General features: G+C 70.3%; 18 protein-coding genes. 6 read left to right on the forward strand and 12 right to left on the reverse strand.

The features are described 5' to 3' along the window. Nucleotides 1–100: 100 nt before the first annotated feature. Nucleotides 101–592, reverse strand: a complete 492-nt coding sequence (locus ABZ928_RS03420; RefSeq protein WP_361514771.1) for an NUDIX hydrolase — start codon at nt 590–592, stop codon at nt 101–103. 49 nt (nt 593–641) lie between these two features. Continuing rightward, entirely contained in the window at nt 642–1,712 is a 1,071-nt protein-coding gene (locus ABZ928_RS03425; RefSeq protein WP_361514772.1) for an ADP-ribosylglycohydrolase family protein, read from the reverse strand. Between the two features lie 202 nt (nt 1,713–1,914). Between ABZ928_RS03425 and ABZ928_RS03430 the strand changes: the two genes are divergently transcribed. Next, entirely contained in the window at nt 1,915–3,033 is a 1,119-nt protein-coding gene (locus tag ABZ928_RS03430) for a glycerate kinase (protein WP_361514925.1), read from the forward strand. Here ABZ928_RS03430 and ABZ928_RS03435 read toward each other — a convergent pair whose 3' ends face one another. Then, a complete protein-coding gene (locus ABZ928_RS03435; RefSeq protein ID WP_361514773.1) occupies nt 3,034–4,230 on the reverse strand; it encodes a helix-turn-helix domain-containing protein in 1,197 nt (398 codons plus the stop codon). A 181-nt stretch (nt 4,231–4,411) separates the two neighbouring features. On the opposite strand from ABZ928_RS03435, the gene ABZ928_RS03440 reads away from it, so the two are divergent. From ABZ928_RS03440 to ABZ928_RS03460, 5 genes are read left to right on the forward strand one after another with little or no spacing between them, the layout of a single operon-like run. Then, entirely contained in the window at nt 4,412–5,209 is a 798-nt protein-coding gene (locus ABZ928_RS03440; RefSeq protein ID WP_361514774.1) for an ABC transporter ATP-binding protein, read from the forward strand. Between the two features lie 5 nt (nt 5,210–5,214). After that, the gene (locus ABZ928_RS03445) at nt 5,215–5,979 is read left to right on the forward strand and encodes an ABC transporter ATP-binding protein (RefSeq protein WP_361514926.1); all 765 of its coding nucleotides are present in this window, start codon (nt 5,215–5,217) and stop codon (nt 5,977–5,979) included. Continuing rightward, nucleotides 5,976–6,866, forward strand: a complete 891-nt coding sequence (locus ABZ928_RS03450; protein WP_361514775.1) for a branched-chain amino acid ABC transporter permease — start codon at nt 5,976–5,978, stop codon at nt 6,864–6,866. The genes ABZ928_RS03445 and ABZ928_RS03450 overlap by 4 nt, the downstream gene beginning before the upstream one ends. Then, nucleotides 6,859–7,941: a branched-chain amino acid ABC transporter permease gene (locus ABZ928_RS03455; protein WP_361514776.1), complete on the forward strand. Its 1,083-nt coding sequence runs from the start codon at nt 6,859–6,861 to the stop codon at nt 7,939–7,941. The genes ABZ928_RS03450 and ABZ928_RS03455 overlap by 8 nt, the downstream gene beginning before the upstream one ends. Then, nucleotides 7,938–9,194 (forward strand): ABC transporter substrate-binding protein, encoded by a 1,257-nt coding sequence (locus tag ABZ928_RS03460; RefSeq protein WP_361514777.1) that lies wholly within the window; start codon nt 7,938–7,940, stop codon nt 9,192–9,194. Before ABZ928_RS03455 ends, ABZ928_RS03460 begins: the two co-directional genes overlap by 4 nt. 51 nt (nt 9,195–9,245) lie before the next feature. Here the strand turns inward: ABZ928_RS03460 and pssA are convergent, their stop codons facing one another. The 9 genes from pssA to ABZ928_RS03505 all read right to left on the reverse strand — a co-directional run bounded on the left by pssA (nt 9,246) and on the right by ABZ928_RS03505 (nt 20,190). Next, on the reverse strand, nt 9,246–10,064 hold the full coding sequence (gene pssA, locus ABZ928_RS03465; RefSeq protein ID WP_361514778.1) for a CDP-diacylglycerol--serine O-phosphatidyltransferase: 819 nt from the start codon (nt 10,062–10,064) through the stop codon (nt 9,246–9,248). Nucleotides 10,065–10,086: 22 nt separating this feature from the next. Beyond that, complete coding sequence (locus tag ABZ928_RS03470) at nt 10,087–10,746, reverse strand: phosphatidylserine decarboxylase (RefSeq protein WP_353692342.1); 660 nt, start codon at nt 10,744–10,746, stop codon at nt 10,087–10,089. Nucleotides 10,747–10,916: 170 nt separating this feature from the next. Further along, the gene (locus ABZ928_RS03475; RefSeq protein ID WP_361514779.1) at nt 10,917–12,131 is read right to left on the reverse strand and encodes an acyl-CoA dehydrogenase family protein; all 1,215 of its coding nucleotides are present in this window, start codon (nt 12,129–12,131) and stop codon (nt 10,917–10,919) included. 3 nt (nt 12,132–12,134) lie between these two features. After that, nucleotides 12,135–12,647, reverse strand: coding sequence for a MaoC family dehydratase (locus ABZ928_RS03480; RefSeq protein WP_361514780.1), 513 nt, complete (start codon nt 12,645–12,647; stop codon nt 12,135–12,137). Between the two features lie 5 nt (nt 12,648–12,652). After that, a complete protein-coding gene (locus tag ABZ928_RS03485; protein ID WP_361514781.1) occupies nt 12,653–13,612 on the reverse strand; it encodes a CoA ester lyase in 960 nt (319 codons plus the stop codon). After that, complete coding sequence (locus ABZ928_RS03490; protein ID WP_361514782.1) at nt 13,609–15,657, reverse strand: protein meaA; 2,049 nt, start codon at nt 15,655–15,657, stop codon at nt 13,609–13,611. The genes ABZ928_RS03485 and ABZ928_RS03490 overlap by 4 nt, the downstream gene beginning before the upstream one ends. Nucleotides 15,658–15,674: 17 nt before the next feature. After that, nucleotides 15,675–17,012: a crotonyl-CoA carboxylase/reductase gene (ccrA, locus tag ABZ928_RS03495; RefSeq protein WP_361514927.1), complete on the reverse strand. Its 1,338-nt coding sequence runs from the start codon at nt 17,010–17,012 to the stop codon at nt 15,675–15,677. A gap of 399 nt (nt 17,013–17,411) precedes the next feature. Next, entirely contained in the window at nt 17,412–18,224 is an 813-nt protein-coding gene (locus ABZ928_RS03500) for a TetR family transcriptional regulator (protein WP_361514783.1), read from the reverse strand. Nucleotides 18,225–18,384: 160 nt separating this feature from the next. Beyond that, entirely contained in the window at nt 18,385–20,190 is a 1,806-nt protein-coding gene (locus ABZ928_RS03505) for a 3-hydroxybutyryl-CoA dehydrogenase (protein ID WP_361514784.1), read from the reverse strand. Nucleotides 20,191–20,563 lie beyond the last annotated feature (373 nt).

Below are 20,563 nucleotides of genomic sequence, written 5' to 3' on the forward strand. Positions count from 1 at the left end.
GAAGAACGTGCCACCGGTATCTGCGGATAAGGCGAGAACGGGCACGCTTTTGGCGCCCGTGCAGGGGGTCCATACCGATCTTTCAGGAATTGGAAAAGGCTCAGAAAACCCTTCGGCCATTCTCCAGCTCGGCCGTCCCCGTGCCCTCCGCGAGCACGTCGAGCGCGGCCCGCACCCGAGGTCCCAGCGTGCCCAGCAGATAGTCGTCGAGCTCCGCGCGCGGCACGAGCCGCCAGGACAGCAGCTCCTCCTCCTGGAGCCGGATCCCCTTGAGCTCGTCCTCGCCGAGCACGCCACCGTCGTACAGATACGCCACCAGCGGTGGCCAGCCCTCGCGGTACACCCAGTCCACCGCGAGCAGCCGGCCGAGTTCCCGGTCGAGTCCGATCTCCTCGAGCGTCTCGCGCCGCGCGCCCTGGCGCGGGGTCTCGCCGTCGTCGGACTCGATGGTGCCGCCCGGAAGCGCCCAGCCCTCCCGGTAGTTGGGCTCGACGAGCAGCACCCGGCCCTCGGTGTCCCGGAAGAGCGCGGCGGCACCGGACAGGACGCGGGGCAGGCCCGCGATGTACGTGGCGAAGTCATCAGTACTCATCCAGGAAGGGTAATCCGGCGCCCGACGCCTTCCCCGGGACCCGCGACCGTCACTCCGTCTCCACCAACCGCAGTGTCCGCTCGGCGAGTTCACTGATCCGCACCCCGTCGAACCCGAACACGGCACTGCGCACGGTGTCCTCCAGCGGCTCCTTCCACTGTGCCGGGATCGCCTCCGCGCCGGTCAGCACCCCGGCCACCGAGCCCGCGGTCGCCCCGTTGGAGTCGGTGTCCAGACCGCCCCGCACGGTCAGCGTCACGGTCCGCGTGAAGTCGCCGTCGCCGTACAGCAGCCCGGCGGTGAGCACCGCAGCGTTCGGGATGGTGTGGATCCAGCCCATCCCGGAGGTCTCCTCGGCCACCGTGCCGAGCGTGTCCTCCCAGGTCATCCGGGTGTCGTGCAGGGACATCACCCGCCGCACGGTCCGCGCGAGGCGGCTGCTCTCCGGTACGACGGTCAGCGCCTCGTCGAGTGCCTGCCGCACCGTCGACGCGGTGAACGCCGCCGACACCAGCGCGGCCGCCCACATCGCCCCGTACACTCCGTTGCCGGTGTGCGACAGCACCGCGTCCCGCCGGGCCAGGGAGGCGGCGCGGCGCGGGGCGCCGGGGCAGGTCCAGCCGTAGATGTCGGCGCGGATCAGGGCGCCGATCCACTCCTGGTAGGGGTTGTCGTACGTCGCCGTCAGCGGCGGTTTCAGCCCGTTGGCGAGGTTGCGGTACGCGGCCCGCTCCGCGGTGAACGTCTGGAGATACGGCAGCCTGAGCAGCCACAGGTCCCCGACCTGCTCGGTGCTGAAGCCGAAGCCGTGGGTCTCCAGGAGGTCCAGGCCGAGGATCGCGTAGTCCACGTCGTCGTCGCGGCAGCTGCCGTGGATGCGGCCGCGCACGCACTGGCGCCACTCGGGGCGCAGCTCGAAGCCGTCGCTCTCGCTGGGCGGCTCGGGCAGATAGTCGGTGAGCGGCAGGGCGGCGGCCTGCCGCAGATAGCGGTCGATCCGGTCCCGCGTCCACAGGTCGCCCTGCTCGACCGGCTTGCCGAGCATGTTGCCAGCGATCCGGCCCAGCCAGCCCCCGAGGACGCGGTCGTCGAGCTCTGGTGCGGTGCCCACAGGGGTCATAGGACCGGTTTACCCGAATTCAGCGGTCCGCACAGTGGGGCCGCAGCACCTTCGTAGCTCCTTCTCAACGTCCGGGCGGGGCATGACGGCGAGGGGTGCCTGCGGTTATGGTCGCAGCGGCGCGACTGGCCTGACATGCGTGAGGCCCGGAGAGCAAGGGGAATGCAAGGTGGCTTTCGCTGCAGGCAACGGTGCCCAGAAGGTGCTCATCGCCGCGGACAAGTTCAAAGGGTCGCTGACGGCCGTGCAGGTCGCCGAGCGGGTCACGGCCGGGCTCCGCCGGGTCGTGCCGGACCTCGACGTCGAGGCGCTGCCCGTGGCCGACGGCGGAGACGGCACCGTCGACGCGGCGGTCGCGGCCGGTTTCGAGCGGCACGAGATCCTGGCCGCCGGACCCCTCGGCCAGGAGGTGACGGCCGCGTTCGCGCTGCGCGGCGACACGGCCGTCGTGGAGATGGCCGAGGCCAGCGGCCTCCAGCGGCTCCCCAAGGGCGTCTTCGCCCCCCTCACGGCCTCCACGTACGGCTCCGGCGAGCTGCTGCGGGCCGCGCTCGACGCGGGCGCCCGCACGATCGTCTTCGGCGTCGGCGGCAGCGCCACGACCGACGGCGGCGCCGGCATGCTCACCGCGCTCGGCGCCCGGTTCCTCGACAAGGACGGCGAGCCGGTCTCCCCGGGCGGCGGCGGCCTCGCCGACCTCGCCACGGCCGATCTGTCGGGCCTGGACCCGCGCCTCGCCGAGATCGAGTTCGTCCTCGCCAGCGACGTCGACAACCCCCTGACCGGCCCCAAGGGCGCGCCCGCGGTCTACGGCCCGCAGAAGGGCGCCTCCCCGGACGACGTGGAGGCCCTGGACGAGGCCCTCGCGCACTACGCGCGCGTGCTGGCGGAAGCGGTCGGCCCGAAGGCCGCCGAGCACGCCGCCTCCCCTGGCGCGGGCGCCGCGGGCGGCATCGGCTACGGCGCCCTTCTGGTCGGCGCCCGGTTCCGCGCCGGCATCGAGGTCATGCTCGACGTCCTCGGCTTCGCCCCCGCCCTGGCGAAGGCCACCCTGGTCATCACCGGCGAGGGCTCCCTCGACGAACAGACCCTCCACGGCAAGGCCCCCGCGGGCGTCGCCGCCGCGGCCCGCGCCGCCGACAAGGAGGTCGTCGCGGTCTGCGGCCGCCTGGCCCTGCCCCCGGAGGCGCTCGGCAGGGCGGGCATCCGCCGCGCCTACCCCCTCACCGAGGTCGAGCCGGACGTGGCGAAGTGCATCGCGGACGCCGGTCCGATCCTGGAGCGGGTGGCGGAGCAGATCGGCCGGGACTTCCTGAGCTGATCACCTGCGGGCGTGCGAGAGCCGGTACGCGTCCAGTGCGAGGGTCATCTCGATCAGGTCCCGGGGCCGGGCCAGCGACCGCGACGTCAGCTGCTCCAGTCGTCGAAGACGATTGAAGACCGTATTGCGATGGCAGTACAGCCGTCCCGCGGCCCGCCCCGCGGAGCCCTCGCAGGCCAGCCACGCGTCGAGGGTCTCCAGGAGCACGGCCCGGTCGGCGGGCTCCAGCTCCAGCAGCTCGCCGAACACGTCCGACACCAGCCGGTCCGCCAGCTCCGGCTGGCTGACGACCAGCGCCGTCGGCATCCGCTGATCGAGCCGTACGACCCCGCTCGCGTCCGGCGCACACGTCCGCAGCGCCAGCTCCGCGAGCCGCCGGGCCCGCCCCAGCTCGGCGAGCCCCGGCACCACGGGGCTGATCCCGCCCTGCCCCGAGCACCGCCCGTCGAGCGCCCGGGCCACCCCGTCCAGCCCCTGCCCGGGGGTGAGGGCGACGACTCCCACCTCGCAGTCCGCCCGCATCCGCCAGATGAACCGGAACCCGGCCCCGCGCAACGGCCGCCCGCCCCCGTCCCGCCGCTCGGCCCGCAGCACCACCACGGCGTACGGCCCGTGCTCCGGCAGATCAAGCCCCGCCGCCGCCCGCGCCGCGAGCCCGGGAGTGGCCTGCCCCTCAAGGAGCGCGTCGAGCAGCGCCTGCAACTGTTCGTCCGTCCGCCGCCGCAGCTCGGTCTCCGTCGCCCGGTACGCCTCCGACGCCGCCTGGGCCTGCGCGTCCACCGCCGACCACACCATCGTCGTCGACCGCATCAGCGCCGCCAGCCGCTCCGGCTCCCGCCCCGCGGCGCCCTCCACCAGCGCGTCCCACACCAGATAGCCGGCGTTGCGATAGGCGTGCACCAGCAGGTCCAGCGGCAGCCCCTGCTGGGCCCGGCGCCGGCCCGCGTCCTCGGCGTACTCCAGATCGCGGCGCGGTGAGTCCCGGGGCGCGGAGATCGTCTGGATGCCGATCCGCATCGCCTCCTCGGCCTCCCGCCACTGGGCGTCGTACGGCAGGACCTGCCCGTAGACGGGGGAGTACTCGGTGAGTTGCCGTAGGTGCTCGTCGACGAGCTCGGGCACCCGTTCCAGCAGAGCCGTGCAGGACTCCGCGAGCAGCTTCCAGTCATGACCGGTGCGCGGCCGTCGCCCTCCCATGGCCGGAGGATGCCACCGGGACCCGGCCGCGCACAGGCCCCTGACACGCGGTGTTGTGCGCGCGCACAACGCGCCGTCCGGCTCGCTGGGCACCCGCAGCGATTCCGCCGCGGGCCGTGGACGGACGCTCCCGCCGGTGCTGGGGTGAGCGCCACACCGAGTGAGGACAGGGGGGAAGTCCATGGGCGGATCCGGACTCGTGGTGCGGGAGCTGTCGGTCGGATACGGTCCCGTGCGCGCCCTGCGCCGGGTGTCCCTGGAGGTGCCGGAGGCAGCCGTGGTGACGGTCCTCGGTGCCAACGGCGCGGGCAAGTCCACCCTGCTGCGCGCGATCAGCCGCACCCTCTCCTTCCACGGCGGCGCGGTCACCGAGGGGAGCGTCCGGCTGGGCGACCGACGGCTCGACCCGCTCCCGCCCGACCGTGTGGTGGCCGCGGGCGTCACCCAAGTCCCCGAAGGCCGCCGGGTGTTCGCCCGGATGACGGTCGCCGACAACCTCCGCGCGGGCGCCCTCGGCGGCACCCGGACGGAACGCCCGAAAGCCCTCGCCCGCGTCCACGAACTCTTCCCCGTCCTCGCCGAACGCGCCCAGCAGCGCGCGGGCCTCCTCTCCGGCGGCGAACAGCAGATGCTCGCCGTCGCCAGGGCGTTGATGGCCACCCCGAAGGTCCTCCTCCTCGACGAACCCTCCCTCGGTCTCGCCCCGCTCATGGCCGAACGGATCGCCGACACCGTCCGTGAGATCAACGAACAGGGCACCTCGGTCCTCCTCGTCGAACAGAACGCGGCCCTCGCCCTACGGCTCGCCACACGCGCGTACGTCCTCGAAGTCGGCGAAGTGACCCTGTCGGGCCCCGCCGCCGAACTGGCCGCCTCCGACGAGGTCCGCCGCCGCTATCTGGGCGTGGTCGACGAGGACGCGGCGGCGGACGCGGCACGGTCCCGAGGCGCCCGCACCCTCACCCGGTGGAAGGGGTGAGCGGCGTGGACGCCCTCGAAGTACGCGGCCTCACCGTCCGGTTCGCCGGTCTCACCGCCCTCGACGACGTGAGCTTCACCGTCCGCCCCGGCACGGTCCACGCCCTCATCGGGCCCAACGGAGCCGGCAAGTCCACCTGCTTCAACGTCCTGTCCGGTGTCTACCGGGCCACCTCCGGCAGCGTCCGCTTCGGCGATCACGAGCTCACCGGCATGCCTGCGCACCGCATCGCCGCCCTCGGCGTCGCCCGCATCTTCCAGAACCTCGCCCTGCCGCCCCGCGCCACGGTCGAGGACAGCCTCCTCCTGGGCAGACACCGGCTGACCCGAACCGGCTTCCTGGCGGCGGGACTTCGCCTCCCGTCCGCGGCCCGGGAGGAACGGCGGCACCGTGAACGCGTCCGCGAGATCGCCGAGTTCGTCGGCATCACCGACTGCCTGCCCCGCCCCGCGGGCTCCCTCCCGTACGGGCAGCAGAAGCTCGCCGAACTCGCCCGCGCGCTCTGCATGGAACCGCGCCTGCTCCTCCTCGACGAGCCCGTCGCCGGGATGACCGCCGACGAACGGCGCCGAACAGCCGCCGTGATCACCGGAGTTCGCGACGGACTCGGGATCTCGATCGTGCTGGTCGAACACGACATGGGGGTGGTGATGCGGCTCGCGGACGCCGTGACCGTACTGGACTTCGGGCGCCGGATCGCCGACGGCGCCCCCGCCGACGTACAGAACGACCCGGCCGTCGTACGGGCGTACCTGGGGGCCGCGTCATGAGCACCTTCGCCGAAATCCTCCTCAACGGTGTGTCGTTGGGCTCGGTGTACGCGCTGATCGCGCTCGGCTTCGTGGTGATCTTCCGGGCCACCGAGGTCGTCAACTTCGCCCACGCCTCCCTGCTGCTGGCGGGCGGCTATGTCACCGCCTCCCTCCACGACGACCTCGGGTTCTGGCCCGCGCTGCTCGTCGGCATCGCGGGCGCGGCGCTCGTCGGGGCCGCCGTGGAGTTCCTGGTGATGCGGCGCTACCGGGGCTCCGACCACAGCGTCCTCGCGATCGTCACCATCGGGGTCGACATCCTGCTCACCACCGAACTGACCCGCCGTATCGGCACGGACGTCCTGGCACTCGGGGACCCCTGGGGCGACGCGGTGCTGAAGATCGGGCCGATCTCCCTCGCCCACACCCGGATCGCCGCGTTCGTGGCGGCGGCGCTCCTCATCACCGTGTTCCTGCTGGCCTTCCGGTACACGTCGTGGGGCGTGGCGATGCGCGCGGCGGCGGAGAACGCGGAGACGGCGGCGCTGATGGGCGTCCGGCTGGGGCGCGTGTCGTTGGGCGCGTGGGCCGTGGCCGGAGGCCTCGCCGCCGTGGCCGCGCTGTTCCTCACCGTCTTCCCGACGCCGGGGCTCGAACGGGCCACCTCCCTGGCCGCGTTGAAGGCCTTCCCGGCCGCCATCCTCGGCGGCCTCGACTCCACGACGGGCGCGCTGGTGGGCGGGCTGCTGGTCGGCGTCACGGAGTCGCTGGCCACCGGATACCAGGGCGATCTGACCTTCCTGGGACGGGGATTGGGCGACCTCGCCCCGTACCTCGTCATGGTCGCGATCCTGCTCGTCCGGCCCGCCGGGCTCTTCGGCACGAAGGAGCTCGCCCGTGTCTGAGGCCCTGGTGAGACCGCTCAGGCTCCTGAGCGCGCGGACGTACCTCTGGACCGCCGCGGCCGTCCTCCTCCTCGCCCTCCCCTTCTACCTCGACCGCTTCTGGCTCCAGGCCGGCCTCTTCGCCATGGCCGCCGCCATCGGCGCGATCGGCATCAACCTCCTCACCGGCGCCACCGGCCAACTCTCCATGGGCCACGCCTTCTTCCTCGCCGTCGGCGCCTACGGCTACTGCGTCCTCGCGGCCGACGGCGACGACGGACTGACCGGCCTGGGCCTGCCGACCTGGCTCGCGGCCGTGCTGGCGGTGCTGGTCGCGGGCGTTGCGGGCGGCCTGTTCAGCCCCATCTCCGGCCGCCTCAGCGGCGCCTACCTCGGCATCGCCACCCTCGCCCTCGTCTTCATCGGCCAGCACGTGATGTTCAACGCCCACGACCTGACCGGCGGCGCCAACGGCCGCGACGTACCGCCCCTGAACCTCTTCGGCCTCACCTTCGACGACCGCGAACTCCTCGTCGCCGCGGTGCCGTTCGGTTCGGCGGAGAAACTCTGGTACGCCGGTCTCGGCACGCTTCTCGCGGGTGCGCTGTTCGCCAGGGGCGTCCTGCGCGGGCGCCCCGGCCGGGCCATGAACGCCATCCGCGACCACCGCATCGCCGCGGGCGTGATGGGCGTACCGGTGGCCCGCCACCGCGCCGCCGTCTTCGTGCTGTCGTCGATGTACGCGGGGCTGGCGGGCGTGCTCCTCGCTCTGGTCTTCCAGCGGACCGTGCCCGACTACTTCGGCATCACGCTCTCCCTCGAATACCTCGCCATGATCGTCATCGGTGGCCTCGGCTCGGTCTCCGGCGCGGTCGCCGGGGCCGTCTTCGTCTCCCTGCTCCCGCAGCTGCTGACCCGCTACAGCGATGCGCTGCCCCTGGTCTCCGCCCCCGGTACGGGCGGGATCGCACCGGGCGAGGCCGCCCGGTACCTCTACGGCGCCGCCGTCGTGCTGGTGGTGCTGTTCCTGCCCGGCGGCCTGGTCAGGGTGGCCGCCCGGCGTCGCGTCACCACTGATTCCGGGGAGGAACGATGAACAGGACGTACGCGGCCAGGGCCGCCGCGGGCGCGCTCGCGGCACTGCTCGTGCTGGCGGGATGCAGCTCCAAGGCCAAGGACGACGACAGTGACAAGCAGTCCGCGGGCGGGATCAAGACCGGTGACGGGATCTCCGGCAAGACGATCACGCTCGGCGCCCTCACCGACATGACCGGCGTCTACGCGACCCTCGGCAAGAGTGTCACCCAGGCCCAGCAGCTGTATGTGAAGCAGCTGAACGCCGCCGGGGGCGTCTGCGGCTACAAGGTCGAGCTGACGGTCCGCGACCACGGCTACGACCCGCAGAAGGCCGTCTCCGGGTACACCGAACTGGAGCCGAAGGTGCTGGGCTTCGCGCAGTTCATCGGCTCCCCGTTCGTGGCCGCGGTCAAGCAGCGCGTCGACGGCCAGGACAAGGGCCTGGTGCTGCCGCAGGCATGGTCGGCTTCGCTCCTCGGCAGCCCGTACATCCGGGTCATCGGTTCCACCTACGACATCGAGACGATCAACGCCGTCGACTTCCTGATCCAGGAGAAGGGGATCAAGAAGGGCGACAAGATCGGCCATGTCTACTTCGAGGGCGACTACGGCGAGAGCGCCCTGGTCGGCTCGAAGCACATCGCGCAGGACAAGGGGCTGACGGTCGTCGAGCAGAAGATCAAGCCCACCGACAACGACATGACGGCCCAGGTCGCCGCCCTCAAGCAGGCCGGCGTCAAGGCGATCGTGATCAGCGCGGGCCCGCGCCAGGCGGCCTCCCTCGTCGGCGTCGCGGCGGCCGGCGGCTTCGACGTGCCGATCATCGGCAACAACTCCGCGTTCGCGCCCCAGCTCCTCGCCACTCAGGCGGGCCCGGCCCTGATGAAGAACTACTACGTCGCCTCGCCCTCGCTCCCGATCGGCGCGGACACCCCGGAGGCGAAGAAGCTCGTCGCCGACTACCGGGCGGCCTATCCGAAGGACGCCCTCGACAACGGCATCGTCGCCGGCTGGACCGCCGCGTCCGCCTTCGGCGAGGCCCTCAAGAAGGCCTGCGCGAGCAAGGACCTCACCCGGGAGGGCGTCGACAAGGCCCTGCTGACGATCGACGCCTTCGACCTCGGCTTCGGCCCCGTCCAGAACTTCACCGACCCCAAGTCCCCGTCCTCCCGGCAGAGCGTCATCCTCCAGCCCGACAAGAGCGCCACGGGCGGCATGAAGGTCGTACGGGAGGCGGCGGCGTCGGAGGCGGCGAAGACGTACAACCCCTGAGGAAACGCAGAAGGCCCGAACCGGAATCGGTTCGGGCCTTCTTTCAAGCCGTTACGGCAACTGCGCCGCCCGTGCCTCGCGACGGTTGTCGCGGAAGTTGTTCACCCGGCGGGCCGTGGCGAACAGCGGGATGACCGCGCCCGTCACCAGCTGGAGCGCGCAGCCGGTCTGGAGGAGCAGCTGGCCGCTGGGGGCGTCGAAGGCCCACGCGGCGAGGAGGCCCATGGACACGACGATCCAGGTCAGCATCGCCACCGCGAGGCGGCCCCGCGGCTTCGGGTACTCGACCCGGCTCACCATCAGCCAGGCGGTGCCCAGGATCGCCAGGAGCGTCGCCACGAAGGGCAGCTCCAGGAGGACGATCGAGACCACCGTCAGCGCGCCGAACGGCGAGGGCATGCCCTGGAACATGCCGTTCGGGACGGTCACACAGGAGAATCTGGCCAGCCGCAGCACGACGGCCAGGAGCACCACGATTGCCCCGACCGCGGCCACTCTCTGGTGTGCGTCGTCCGCGACCATGCCGTACACGAGGACGAAGTACGCCGGCGCCAGACCGAAGCTGATCAGGTCCGAGAGGTTGTCCAGCTCCGCGCCCATGGGGGAGGAGCGCAGCTTGCGGGCCACCAGGCCGTCGAAGAGGTCGAAGACCGCCGCGCACAGCATCAGGATCACCGCGGTGGCCGCGCTGTGGCGGGCCATGCCGGACTCCTGGCTGCCCGTGAGGTGCGGGATCAGGATGCCGGTGGTGGTGAAGTACACCGCCATGAACCCGCACGTGGCGTTGCCGAGGGTGAGGGTGTCCGCTATTGAGAGGCGGAGAGAAAGAGGCATCTCCTCCTCGTCGTCCGCCTCATCGGCCTCGGGCACCCAGCCCGCCTGTGTCTCAGGATCAATCACGGTCAATGCGAGTCACCCCAGCCACGGTCTTCTGACCGACCTCGACCGCGACATCCACGCCCTCGGGCAGGTAGATGTCGACGCGCGAACCGAAGCGGATCAGACCGATGCGGTCCCCCTGCTCGACCTTCGTGCCCTGCGGGATGTAGGGAACGATGCGGCGGGCCACCGCGCCGGCGATCTGGATCATCTCGATGTCACCGAGTTCGGTGTCGAAGTGCCAGACTACGCGCTCGTTGTTCTCGCTCTCCTTGTTGAACGCCGGAACGAACCCGCCGGGGATGTGCTCGACCGACGTCACCGTGCCGGAGAGAGGCGCGCGGTTGACGTGGACGTTGAGCGGGCTCATGAAGATCGCGACGCGGGTGCGGCCGTCCTTCCACGGCATGATGCTCTGCACCACACCGTCGGCGGGCGAGATGACCCGGCCCGTGGCGATCTCGCGCTCGGGGTCGCGGAAGAACCACAGCATGCCCGCCGCGAGCGCGGTGGCGGGCACGGCCACGGCCTTGGCGGCGCCGGACTTGCGCGCGCGGACCAGGCTGAGGGCTGCGGTGGCGACGGTCGGGAGAAGCCACGGCGATGCTCCGCGCGCGAGGCGTACGCCGCCGACCTGGCTGTCGCGTGGTGCAGAGGTTTGGCTGTGGGGCATGGATGACCTTCGTAGCGGATGGCGCCGCGCTGTAACGGGGGACGGCGGCTTTCCCGGGATCGTACCGGTCGTGGGCCACAACTGGGCAAGCCAGGAAGCCGAGTCGGCGGCTGAAGAGTGTTGACGGGGTGTGATCTTCTTCTCCAAGAAAACACCCCGTATCCGGACATCTAGCCCTGGAATCGATACTCTTCGAGCAGCCTGCGACCGATGATCATTTTCTGGATCTCGGCGGTACCTTCACCGATCAGCAGCATCGGAGCCTCACGGTAGAGGCGCTCGATCTCGTACTCCTTGGAGAAGCCGTAGCCGCCGTGGATCCGGAAGGCGTCTTCCACGACCTCCTTGCAGTACTCGGAGGCGAGGTACTTCGCCATCCCAGCCTCAAGGTCGTTTCGCTCCCCGGAGTCCTTTTTGCGTGCCGCGTTGACCATCATCGCATGGGCGGCCTCGACCTTGGTAGCCATCTCGGCCAGCTTGAACTGGATCGCCTGGTGCTGGGCGATCGGCTTGCCGAAAGTGTGACGCTGCTGGGCGTACTGGACACCGAGTTCGAAAGCACGCTGAGCGACACCGCAACCACGCGCCGCCACGTTGACGCGGCCGACCTCCACGCCGTCCATCATTTGGTAAAAACCTCGGCCCGTGACGCCACCGAGCACGCGATCGGCCGGAATGCGCAGGCCATCCATGATCAGTTCGGTGGTGTCGACGCCCTTGTACCCCATCTTGTCGATCTTCCCGGGGATGGTGAGGCCGGGGCGGACCTCGCCGAAACCGGGCTCCTTCTCGACGAGGAAGGTCGTCATCGACTTGTGGGGCTTGGCGGCTGCCTCTTCGGGAGTGAGTCCTTCGTCACTTCGGACGAGAACGGCGACCAGACTTGACGTTCCGCCGTTCGTCAGCCACATCTTCTGGCCGTTGAGGACGTACTCGTCGCCGTCCTTCACCGCCTTCGACGTGATCGCCGACACATCGGAACCCAGGCCCGGCTCCGACATCGAGAACGCGCCGCGGATGTCGCCGGCCGCCATGCGCGGAAGGAAGTGCTCCTTCTGCTCCTGCGTGCCGTGCTGCTTGAGCATGTAGGCCACGATGAAGTGGGTGTTGATGATGCCGGACACCGACATCCAGCCGCGGGCGATCTCCTCGACGCAGAGCGCGTACGTCAGGAGCGACTCGCCCAGACCGCCGTACTCCTCCGGGATCATCAGCCCGAAGAGGCCCAACTCCTTGAGGCCGTCGACGATCTGCTGCGGGTACTCGTCGCGGTGCTCCAGCTCGGTGGCGACCGGGATGATCTCCTTGTCCACGAAGTCGCGGACGGTGGAGAGGATTTCCTGCTGGATGTCGGTCAGACCGGCGGTCTGGGCGAGACGGGCCATGGCTTACTTCTCCTGCTGCTTCAGCTCCGGGCGGCCGGGCTGCTCGCCGCCGCGCTCCTTGATGTACGTCTCGGTCGGGACCATCACCTTGCGGCGGAACACGCAGACCAGCGTGCCGTCCTGCTTGTAGCCCTTGGTCTCGACGTAGACGATGCCGCGGTCGTTCTTCGACTTGGACGGCCACTTGTCGAGCACGGTCGTCTCGCCGTAGATCGTGTCGCCGTGGAAGGTCGGCGCCACGTGCCGCAGCGACTCGATCTCCAGGTTGGCGATCGCCTTGCCGGAGACGTCCGGGACGGACATGCCGAGCAGCAGCGAGTAGATGTAGTTGCCCACCACGACGTTCTTGCCGAAGTCGGTCGTCTTCTCGGCGTAGTTGACGTCCATGTGGAGCGGGTGGTGGTTCATGGTGAGGAGGCAGAAGAGGTGGTCGTCGTACTCCGTGACCGTCTTCCCGGGCCAGTGCTTGTAGACCGCCCCGACCTCGAACTCCTCGTAGGTGCGTCCGAATTGCATCGCGCTCAGGCCTCCGGGATCTCGAACTTCGACGTGCGCTGCATGCCGGCCGCACGGCCCTTGCCGGAGATGACCAGCGCCATCTTGCGGGAGGCCTCGTCGATCATCTCGTCGCCGAGCATCGCGGAGCCCTTCTTGCCGCCCGCCTCGGACGTGTAGTAGTCGTACGCGTCCAGGATCAGCTCGGCGTGGTCGTAGTCCTCCTGCGAGGGCGAGAAGATCTCGTTGGACGCCTCGACCTGGCCCGGGTGCAGCACCCACTTGCCGTCGAAGCCGAGGGCGGCGGCGCGCTGGGCGACCTCGCGGTAGCCGTCGATGTTGCGGATCTGGAGGTAGGGGCCGTCGATCGCCTGGAGGTCGTTGGCGCGGGCGGCCATCAGGATCTTCATCAGGATGTAGTGGTAGGCGTCCGCCGGGTAGCCGGGCGGCTGCTCACCGACGACCAGCGACTTCATGTTGATCGACGCCATGAAGTCGGCCGGGCCGAAGATGATCGTCTCGACGCGCTGGGAGGCCGTCGCGATCTCGTTGACGTTGTTCAGGCCCTGCGCGTTCTCGATCTGCGCCTCGATGCCGATCTTGCCGACCTCGAAGCCCATCGTCTTCTCGATCTGCGTCAGCAGCAGGTCGAGGGCGACGATCTGCTGGGCGGTCTGCACCTTCGGCAGCATGATGCAGTCGAGGTTCTGGCCCGCGCCCTCGACGACGGTCACGACATCGCGGTACGTCCACTCGGTCGTCCAGTCGTTGACGCGCACGACCCGCGTCTTGCCCGTCCAGTCGCCCTCGTTGAGGAACTTGACGATGGTGTGCCGCGCCTCGGGCTTGGCGAGCGGCGCGCACGCGTCCTCCAGGTCGAGGAAGACCTGGTCCGCCGGGAGGCCCTGCGCCTTCTCCAGGAAGCGGGGGTTGCTTCCCGGCACCGCGAGACACGAGCGGCGGGGACGCAGACGGTTGACGGTCATGCGGGGACCTCCAGGGGGTCGAGCTTGTTCGCTTTGCGGATCTCGTCGACGATACGGCCGATGATTCCGGTGATGTCGAAGTCCTTCGGGGTGAAGACCGCGGCCACGCCCGCGGCCCTGAGCTGGTCGGCGTCGCCGTTCGGGATGATTCCACCAGCGATCACCGGGATGTCGGTCGCGCCCGCCTCGCGCAGCCGCTCCAGCACGTCCGGGACGAGCTGGGCGTGGGAGCCGGAGAGGATGGACAGACCGACCGCGTGCACGTCCTCGGCGAGGGCCGCGTCCACGATCTGCTCAGGAGTGAGCCGGATGCCCTGGTAGACCACCTCGAACCCGGCGTCCCGGGCCCGCACGGCGATCTGCTCGGCACCGTTGGAGTGCCCGTCCAGGCCCGGCTTGCCGACCAGGAAGCGCAGCTTGCCGACGCCGAGGTCCTTGGCCGTCAGGTCGACCCTGCGGCGGACGTCGGCCATGGGCGAGCCCTCCTCGGCGGGGACGGCCACCGGCGCGGAGGACACGCCCGTCGGCGCCCGGAACTCGCCGAACACCTCGCGCAGCGCCCCGGCCCACTCGCCGGTCGTGACCCCGGCGCGGGCGCACTCCAGGGTGGCCTCCATGAGGTTGCCGGTGCCCTTCGCGGCCTCCTTCAGCTTCTCCAGCGCCTTGCAGGGGCGCGGGTGGTTGAAGGGCGGCTGGTAGCGGGTGTCGCGCCAGTTCCGGAGGCCGGCGATGACACGGGCCTCGACGGCCGGGTCCACGGTCTGGATCGCGGTGTCGAGATCCGCCGTCAGCGGGTTCGGCTCGGTCGTCTCGAAGATGTTGACGCCGATGATCTTCTCCTGGCCGGACTCGATCCGGGCCCGGCGCTCGGCGTGCGAGGAGACCAGCTGGGACTTGAGGTAGCCGGACTCGACGGCGGCCATCGCGCCGCCCATCTCCTGGATCCGGTCGATCTCCGCGAGCGACTCCTCGACGAGCTTCGCGACCTTCGCCTCGATGACGTGCGAGCCCTCGAAGATGTCCTCGTACTCCAGCAGATCGCTCTCGTGGGCGAGCACCTGCTGGATGCGCAGCGACCACTGCTGGTCCCAGGGCCGGGGCAGGCCCAGGGCCTCGTTCCAGGCGGGCAGCTGCACGGCACGCGCGCGTGCGTCCTTCGACAGCGTCACGGCCAGCATCTCCAGCACGATCCGCTGGACGTTGTTCTCCGGCTGCGCCTCGGTCAGTCCGAGGGAGTTGACCTGGACGCCGTACCGGAAGCGGCGCTGCTTGGCGTTCTCGATGCCGTAGCGCTCGCGGGTGACCTTGTCCCAGATGCGGCCGAAGGCGCGCATCTTGCACATCTCCTCGATGAAGCGGACGCCCGCGTTCACGAAGAAGGAGATGCGGGCGACGACGTCACCGAACTTCTCGGCGGGCACCTGACCGGAGTCCCGGACGGCGTCCAGGACCGCGATCGCCGTCGACATCGCGTACGCGATCTCCTGGACCGGCGTGGCCCCGGCCTCCTGGAGGTGGTAGCTGCAGATGTTGATCGGGTTCCACTTGGGGATGTGGGAGACCGTGTACGCGATCATGTCGGTCGTCAGCCGGAGGGACGGCCCCGGCGGGAAGACGTGCGTCCCGCGCGAGAGGTACTCCTTGACGATGTCGTTCTGGGTCGTGCCCTGGAGCTTGGTGATGTCGGCGCCCTGCTCCTCGGCGACGACCTGGTAGAGCGCCAGCAGCCACATGGCGGTGGCGTTGATCGTCATCGAGGTGTTCATCTGCTCCAGGGGGATGTCCTGGAACAGCCGGCGCATGTCACCGAGGTGCGCGATCGGCACGCCGACCCGGCCGACCTCGCCGCGGGCGAGGATGTGGTCGGAGTCGTAGCCGGTCTGGGTCGGCAGGTCGAAGGCGACCGACAGACCCGTCTGCCCCTTGGCGAGGTTGCGCCGGTACAGCTCGTTGGACGCCTCGGCCGTGGAGTGACCGGCGTACGTGCGCATGAGCCACGGCCGGTCCTTCTCCCTTGCCCCGTCGGCGTTCTGACGCTCAGTCATCTATGACCCCGGGTGTCTCAGATGTTGCGGAAGCGGTTGATGGCGTCGATGTGCTTGGCGCGCATCTCCTCGTCGCGCACGCCCAGGCCCTCCTCGGGGGCCAGGCACAGCACGCCGACCTTGCCCTGGTGGAGGTTGCGGTGCACGTCGTAGGCGGCCTGCCCGGTCTCCTCCAGGGAGTACACCTTGGACAGGGTCGGGTGGATCTTGCCCTTCGCGATGAGCCGGTTGGCCTCCCAGGCCTCGCGGTAGTTGGCGAAGTGCGAGCCGATGATCCGCTTCAGGGACATCCACAGGTAGCGGTTGTCGTACTCGTGGTTGTAGCCCGAGGTCGAGGCGCAGGTGACGATCGTGCCGCCCTTGCGCGTGACGTAGACCGAGGCGCCGAAGGTCTCGCGGCCCGGGTGCTCGAAGACGATGTCGACGTCCTCGCCGCCGGTGAGCTCACGGATGCGCTTGCCGAAGCGCTTCCACTCGCGCGGGTCCTGCTCGTGCTCGTTCTTCCAGAACTTGTAGCCCTCGGCGTTGCGGTCGATGACCGCCTCGGCGCCCATCGCACGGCAGATGGCCGCCTTCTCCGGGCTGGAGACGACACAGATCGGGTTGGCGCCACCGGCCAGCGCGAACTGCGTGGCGTACGAGCCGAGTCCGCCGCTCGCGCCCCAGATCAGGACGTTGTCGCCCTGCTTCATGCCGGCGCCGTTGCGGGACACCAGCTGGCGGTAGGCGGTGGAGTTGACCAGACCGGGGGAGGCGGCCTCCTCCCAGCTCAGGTGGTCGGGCTTGGGCATCAGCTGGTTGGACTTGACGAGCGCGACCTCGGCGAGGCCGCCGAAGTTGGTCTCGAAGCCCCAGATGCGCTGCTCGGGGTCGAGCATCGTGTCGTTGTGGCCGTCGGAGGACTCCAGCTCGACGGAGAGACAGTGCGCGACGACCTCGTCGCCCGGCTTCCAGGAGTTCACGCCCGGGCCGGTGCGCAGGACGACGCCCGCGAGGTCGGAGCCGATGATGTGGTACGGCAGGTCGTGGCGCTTGGCCAGCTCGCTCGTGCGGCCGTAGCGCTCCAGGAACCCGAAGGTGGACAGCGGCTCGAAGATCGACGTCCACACCGAGTTGTAGTTGACGCTGGACGCCATGACGGCGACCAGGGCCTCGCCCGGGCCGAGCTCCGGCAGGGGGACCTCGTCCAGGTGGATCGACTTGCGCGGGTCCTTGTCGCGGGTCTCCAGACCCGCGAACATCTCCGTCTCGTCCTTGTGCACGGTGATCGCGCGGTACGACTCGGGGAGCGGCAGAGCGGCGAAGTCGGCCGGAGTCGAGTCCGGCGACTGGATCGCGTCCAGGATGTCCTTCACGGTCACGGTGTTGCCTCCGGCGATACGCACCCTGAGGGAGGGGTGCTGAGGGTTACGTCGGTGCTGCTGAGGGTTTTTCGAACAGTGCCGTCGGTTCGGCGAGGTGGTGCTTCGGCAGCGCTTTGTGGCGCGGGAGGTTGCCTGTGACGCAGGCGTCCGGGCGGGCAAGTCGGTGGCTTGCCGGGACAGCCCGGACACCATCAACGTATGACACCGCGTGTCACCTGGCAAGGCACTGAGTGCCATGACTTGCGCTCAGGCGAAATCTTTACGTAACAAATGAGCGATGATCGATCGAACGGGGTCTGAATTGCGCCTGAAATCGGGCGCAGAGATGCGAAAACGGCCACCCCGAGGGGGTGGCCGTGATCACAGGCTCCAGCGGGCTCCAGGAGGAGTTCAGCGCTCCTTGAGGGCCTCTTCGATGGTCCGCATGACCTGGTCGAGGGGGGCGTCGGTGCGGGCGACCGTCACCAGTACCTCGCCGTGTGTGGAGACCGTCGCGGCGGCGGGCTTGGGGGTGGTGGCGGTGCGGCCGGCGCCGATGCCCGTCCCGAAGGTCTTGCGCACGATCGAGAAGGCGTGGTCCAGCTGCGCCTCCACGTCGCCCTGGCCGCCGGCCCGCAGCCAGCGCCTCAGTACGTGGTTGTGGGCCGTGACCACCGCGGACGCGGCGACCTCCGCGAGCAGCGGGTCGTCGTTGGCGTCGTCGTCGTGCGCGTGCTCGTCGAAGTGGCCGAGGAGGTAGCGGGTGAAGAGGCGCTCGTAGCGGGCGACCGAGGCGATCTCCGCCTCGCGCAGGGTGGGCACCTCGCGCGTGAGCTTGTAGCGGGCGACCGAGATCTCCGGCCGGGCCGCGTACATCCGCATGACCTCCTTGATGCCGTTGCACACCGTGTCGAGCGGATGCTCGTGCGGGGGCGCGGCGTTGAGGACGGCCTCGGCGCGGATCAGGGTGTCGTCGTGGTCGGGGAAGATCGCCTCTTCCTTGGAGCGGAAGTGGCGGAAGAACGTGCGGCGGGCGACCCCGGCCGCCGCCGCGATCTCGTCGACGGTGGTCGCCTCGTACCCCTTGGTCGAGAACAGCTCCATGGCCGCGGCCGCCAGTTCTCGGCGCATCTTGAGCCGCTGCGCGGCCGCGCGACTGCCTGCGGCACTCTCCGGCGCGTCGGGCGTGGCTGGTGTACGTGAGGACTTGGCGGGCTGGGACATGACCCGAACGTACTGCATGTGCCCAGGTTGGCGCTCATGTGCCGGGTACCCCCCGCCCTGGGCGGGCAGGGGGTCGCCGGGCCGGCCGGGCGGGAGCGGCCCGCCCGGCCCGAGCAGTCCGCCCCAGTCCTCGGTCTGTCTCGACCAGTCGCCGGACGCTTCAGCGGCGGGCATATTCGCGGAAGCCGCGGCCGGTCTTGCGGCCGAGGCAGCCGGCGGCCACCAGGTGCTCCAGGAGCGGGGCCGGGGCGAGGCCCGGGTCGCGGAACTCGCGGTGCAGGACCTTCTCGATCGCGAGCGAGACGTCCAGGCCGACGACGTCCAGGAGCTCGAAGGGGCCCATCGGGTAGCCGCCGCCCAGCTTCATCGCGGCGTCGATGTCGTCCAGCGTCGCGTAGTGCTCCTGGACCATCTTGATCGCGTTGTTGAGGTAGGGGAAAAGCAGCGCGTTCACGATGAAGCCTGCGCGGTCGCCGCAGTCCACCGCGTGCTTCTTGATCTTCACACAGACCTCGCGGACCGTCGCGTGGACGTCCTCGGCGGTGAGCACCGTCCGCACGACCTCGACCAGCTTCATGGCCGGCGCCGGGTTGAAGAAGTGCATGCCGATCACGTCCTGGGGACGCGAGGTGGCCCGGGCGCAGGCGACGACCGGCAGCGAGGAGGTGGTCGTGGCCAGGACCGCGCCCGGCTTGCAGACCTTGTCCAGCGCCGCGAACAGCTGCTGCTTGACCTCCAGGTCCTCGGCGACGGCCTCGACGGCCAGGTCGACATCGGCGAAGGCGTCGTAGGAGCCCGCCGCGGTGATCCGGTCCAGGGTCTGCGCGGCGGCCTCGGCGGTCAGCCGGCCCTTGTCGACGGAGCGCGCGAGGGACTTGCCGATCCGGGCCTTGGCGGCCTCGGCCTTCTCCTCGCTGCGGGCGGCGAGGACGACCTCGTACCCGGCCTTGGCGAAGACCTCGGCGATACCGGAGGCCATGGTCCCGGAGCCCGCGACACCGACGGAACGGATCGGACGGCCGGGGGTCTCCGAGCCGCCGGCGGCGGGCGTCAGGGCGTCGGCGACGACCGTGGCACTGCCCGGCGCCTCGTACGAGTAGAAGCCGCGCCCCGACTTACGGCCCGTCAGACCCGCCTCGCTGAGCTGCTTGAGGATCGGGGCGGGGGCGTGCAGCCGGTCGTGGGACTCGGCGTACATGGCCTCCAGGACCGTGCGCGCGGTGTCGATGCCGATCAGGTCCAGCAGGGCGAGCGGGCCCATCGGCAGACCGCAGCCGAGCCGCATCGCGGCGTCGATGTCCTCGCGAGAGGCGTACTTCGCCTCGTACATCGCGGCGGCCTGGTTGAGGTAGCCGAACAGCAGTCCGTCGGCGACGAATCCGGGCCGGTCGCCGACCGCCACGGGCTCCTTGCCGAGGGCGAGGGCCAGGTCGGTGACCGCGCTGACGGCGGTCGGCGCGGTGAGCACCGAGGAGACGACCTCGACCAGCTTCATCGCCGGGGCCGGGTTGAAGAAGTGCAGGCCCAGCACGCGCTCCGGGCGGGCCGAGTCCGCCGCGAGCCGGGTGACGGACAGGGCGTTGGTGCCGGTCGCCAGGATCGTCTCCGGGCGCACGATGCCGTCGAGTTCACGGAAGATCTGGTGCTTGATCTCGTACGACTCCGGCGCCACCTCGATGACGAGATCGGCGTCGGCGGCGCTGCGCAGGTCGGTGGAGGTGCGGACCCGGGCGAGGGTGTCGGCGCGCTCCTGCTCGGTGAGCCGGCCGCGCTGCACGGCGCGGGCGGTGGAGGTCTCCAGGGCGGCGACGGCCTGGGCGGTCGCGGCCTCGCTGATGTCGATGCCGACGACCTCGCGGCCGGCCTTGGCGAGGACCTCGGCGATGCCGGTGCCCATCGTGCCGAGGCCGACGACGGCAATGGTCTGCAACGGGGACAGAGGGGTGTCGGACAGGGGAGAGGCCATCGCGGGACTCCAGGAATGAGGGTGACGACTGGGAGCGCGACCCGGTACGCCGAAGGGCGCACCGGGTGCGTGAGGAATGCGAATGCGGGTGTTGCCGGGCTACTGGCGCACACGCCCGGTGGTGCGGGCCGTCGTCACGGGCGTGCACACGCCCGGAGAACGGTGAAGCCGACCGGCCCTGTCCCGGAGCCATGTCGTACTGCGGTACCTGAGATACCGAACCGACTGCGCTTACGACGGCTGCGTCACCAGGCCGGCGCAAGGAGTACCGCGAGTGGGTAACTCGCTCGTCTGAGCTTAACTGCCGGGTAACGAGCGCGCTAGTCCTCGTGTTTGTGATGTACGTCCCGGGCCGCTCGCGACCCGCCTAGGC

The sequence above is a fragment of the Streptomyces sp. NPDC046909 genome, from assembly GCF_040644695.1.
Taxonomy (GTDB): Bacteria; Actinomycetota; Actinomycetes; order Streptomycetales; family Streptomycetaceae; genus Streptomyces.

What these genes read in the sequence shown, in the direction of transcription:
- ABZ928_RS03420 (WP_361514771.1), bottom strand. Translation starts at nt 592, where the DNA reads ATGAGTACTGATGACTTCGCCACGTACATCGCGGGCCTGCCCCGCGTC.
- ABZ928_RS03425 (WP_361514772.1), bottom strand. Translation starts at nt 1,712, where the DNA reads ATGACCCCTGTGGGCACCGCACCAGAGCTCGACGACCGCGTCCTCGGG.
- ABZ928_RS03435 (WP_361514773.1), bottom strand. Translation starts at nt 4,230, where the DNA reads ATGGGAGGGCGACGGCCGCGCACCGGTCATGACTGGAAGCTGCTCGCG.
- ABZ928_RS03440 (WP_361514774.1), top strand. Translation starts at nt 4,412, where the DNA reads ATGGGCGGATCCGGACTCGTGGTGCGGGAGCTGTCGGTCGGATACGGT.
- ABZ928_RS03450 (WP_361514775.1), top strand. Translation starts at nt 5,976, where the DNA reads ATGAGCACCTTCGCCGAAATCCTCCTCAACGGTGTGTCGTTGGGCTCG.
- ABZ928_RS03460 (WP_361514777.1), top strand. Translation starts at nt 7,938, where the DNA reads ATGAACAGGACGTACGCGGCCAGGGCCGCCGCGGGCGCGCTCGCGGCA.
- ABZ928_RS03470 (WP_353692342.1), bottom strand. Translation starts at nt 10,746, where the DNA reads ATGCCCCACAGCCAAACCTCTGCACCACGCGACAGCCAGGTCGGCGGC.
- ABZ928_RS03475 (WP_361514779.1), bottom strand. Translation starts at nt 12,131, where the DNA reads ATGGCCCGTCTCGCCCAGACCGCCGGTCTGACCGACATCCAGCAGGAA.
- ABZ928_RS03480 (WP_361514780.1), bottom strand. Translation starts at nt 12,647, where the DNA reads ATGCAATTCGGACGCACCTACGAGGAGTTCGAGGTCGGGGCGGTCTAC.
- ABZ928_RS03485 (WP_361514781.1), bottom strand. Translation starts at nt 13,612, where the DNA reads ATGACCGTCAACCGTCTGCGTCCCCGCCGCTCGTGTCTCGCGGTGCCG.
- ABZ928_RS03490 (WP_361514782.1), bottom strand. Translation starts at nt 15,657, where the DNA reads ATGACTGAGCGTCAGAACGCCGACGGGGCAAGGGAGAAGGACCGGCCG.
- ABZ928_RS03500 (WP_361514783.1), bottom strand. Translation starts at nt 18,224, where the DNA reads ATGTCCCAGCCCGCCAAGTCCTCACGTACACCAGCCACGCCCGACGCG.
- ABZ928_RS03505 (WP_361514784.1), bottom strand. Translation starts at nt 20,190, where the DNA reads ATGGCCTCTCCCCTGTCCGACACCCCTCTGTCCCCGTTGCAGACCATT.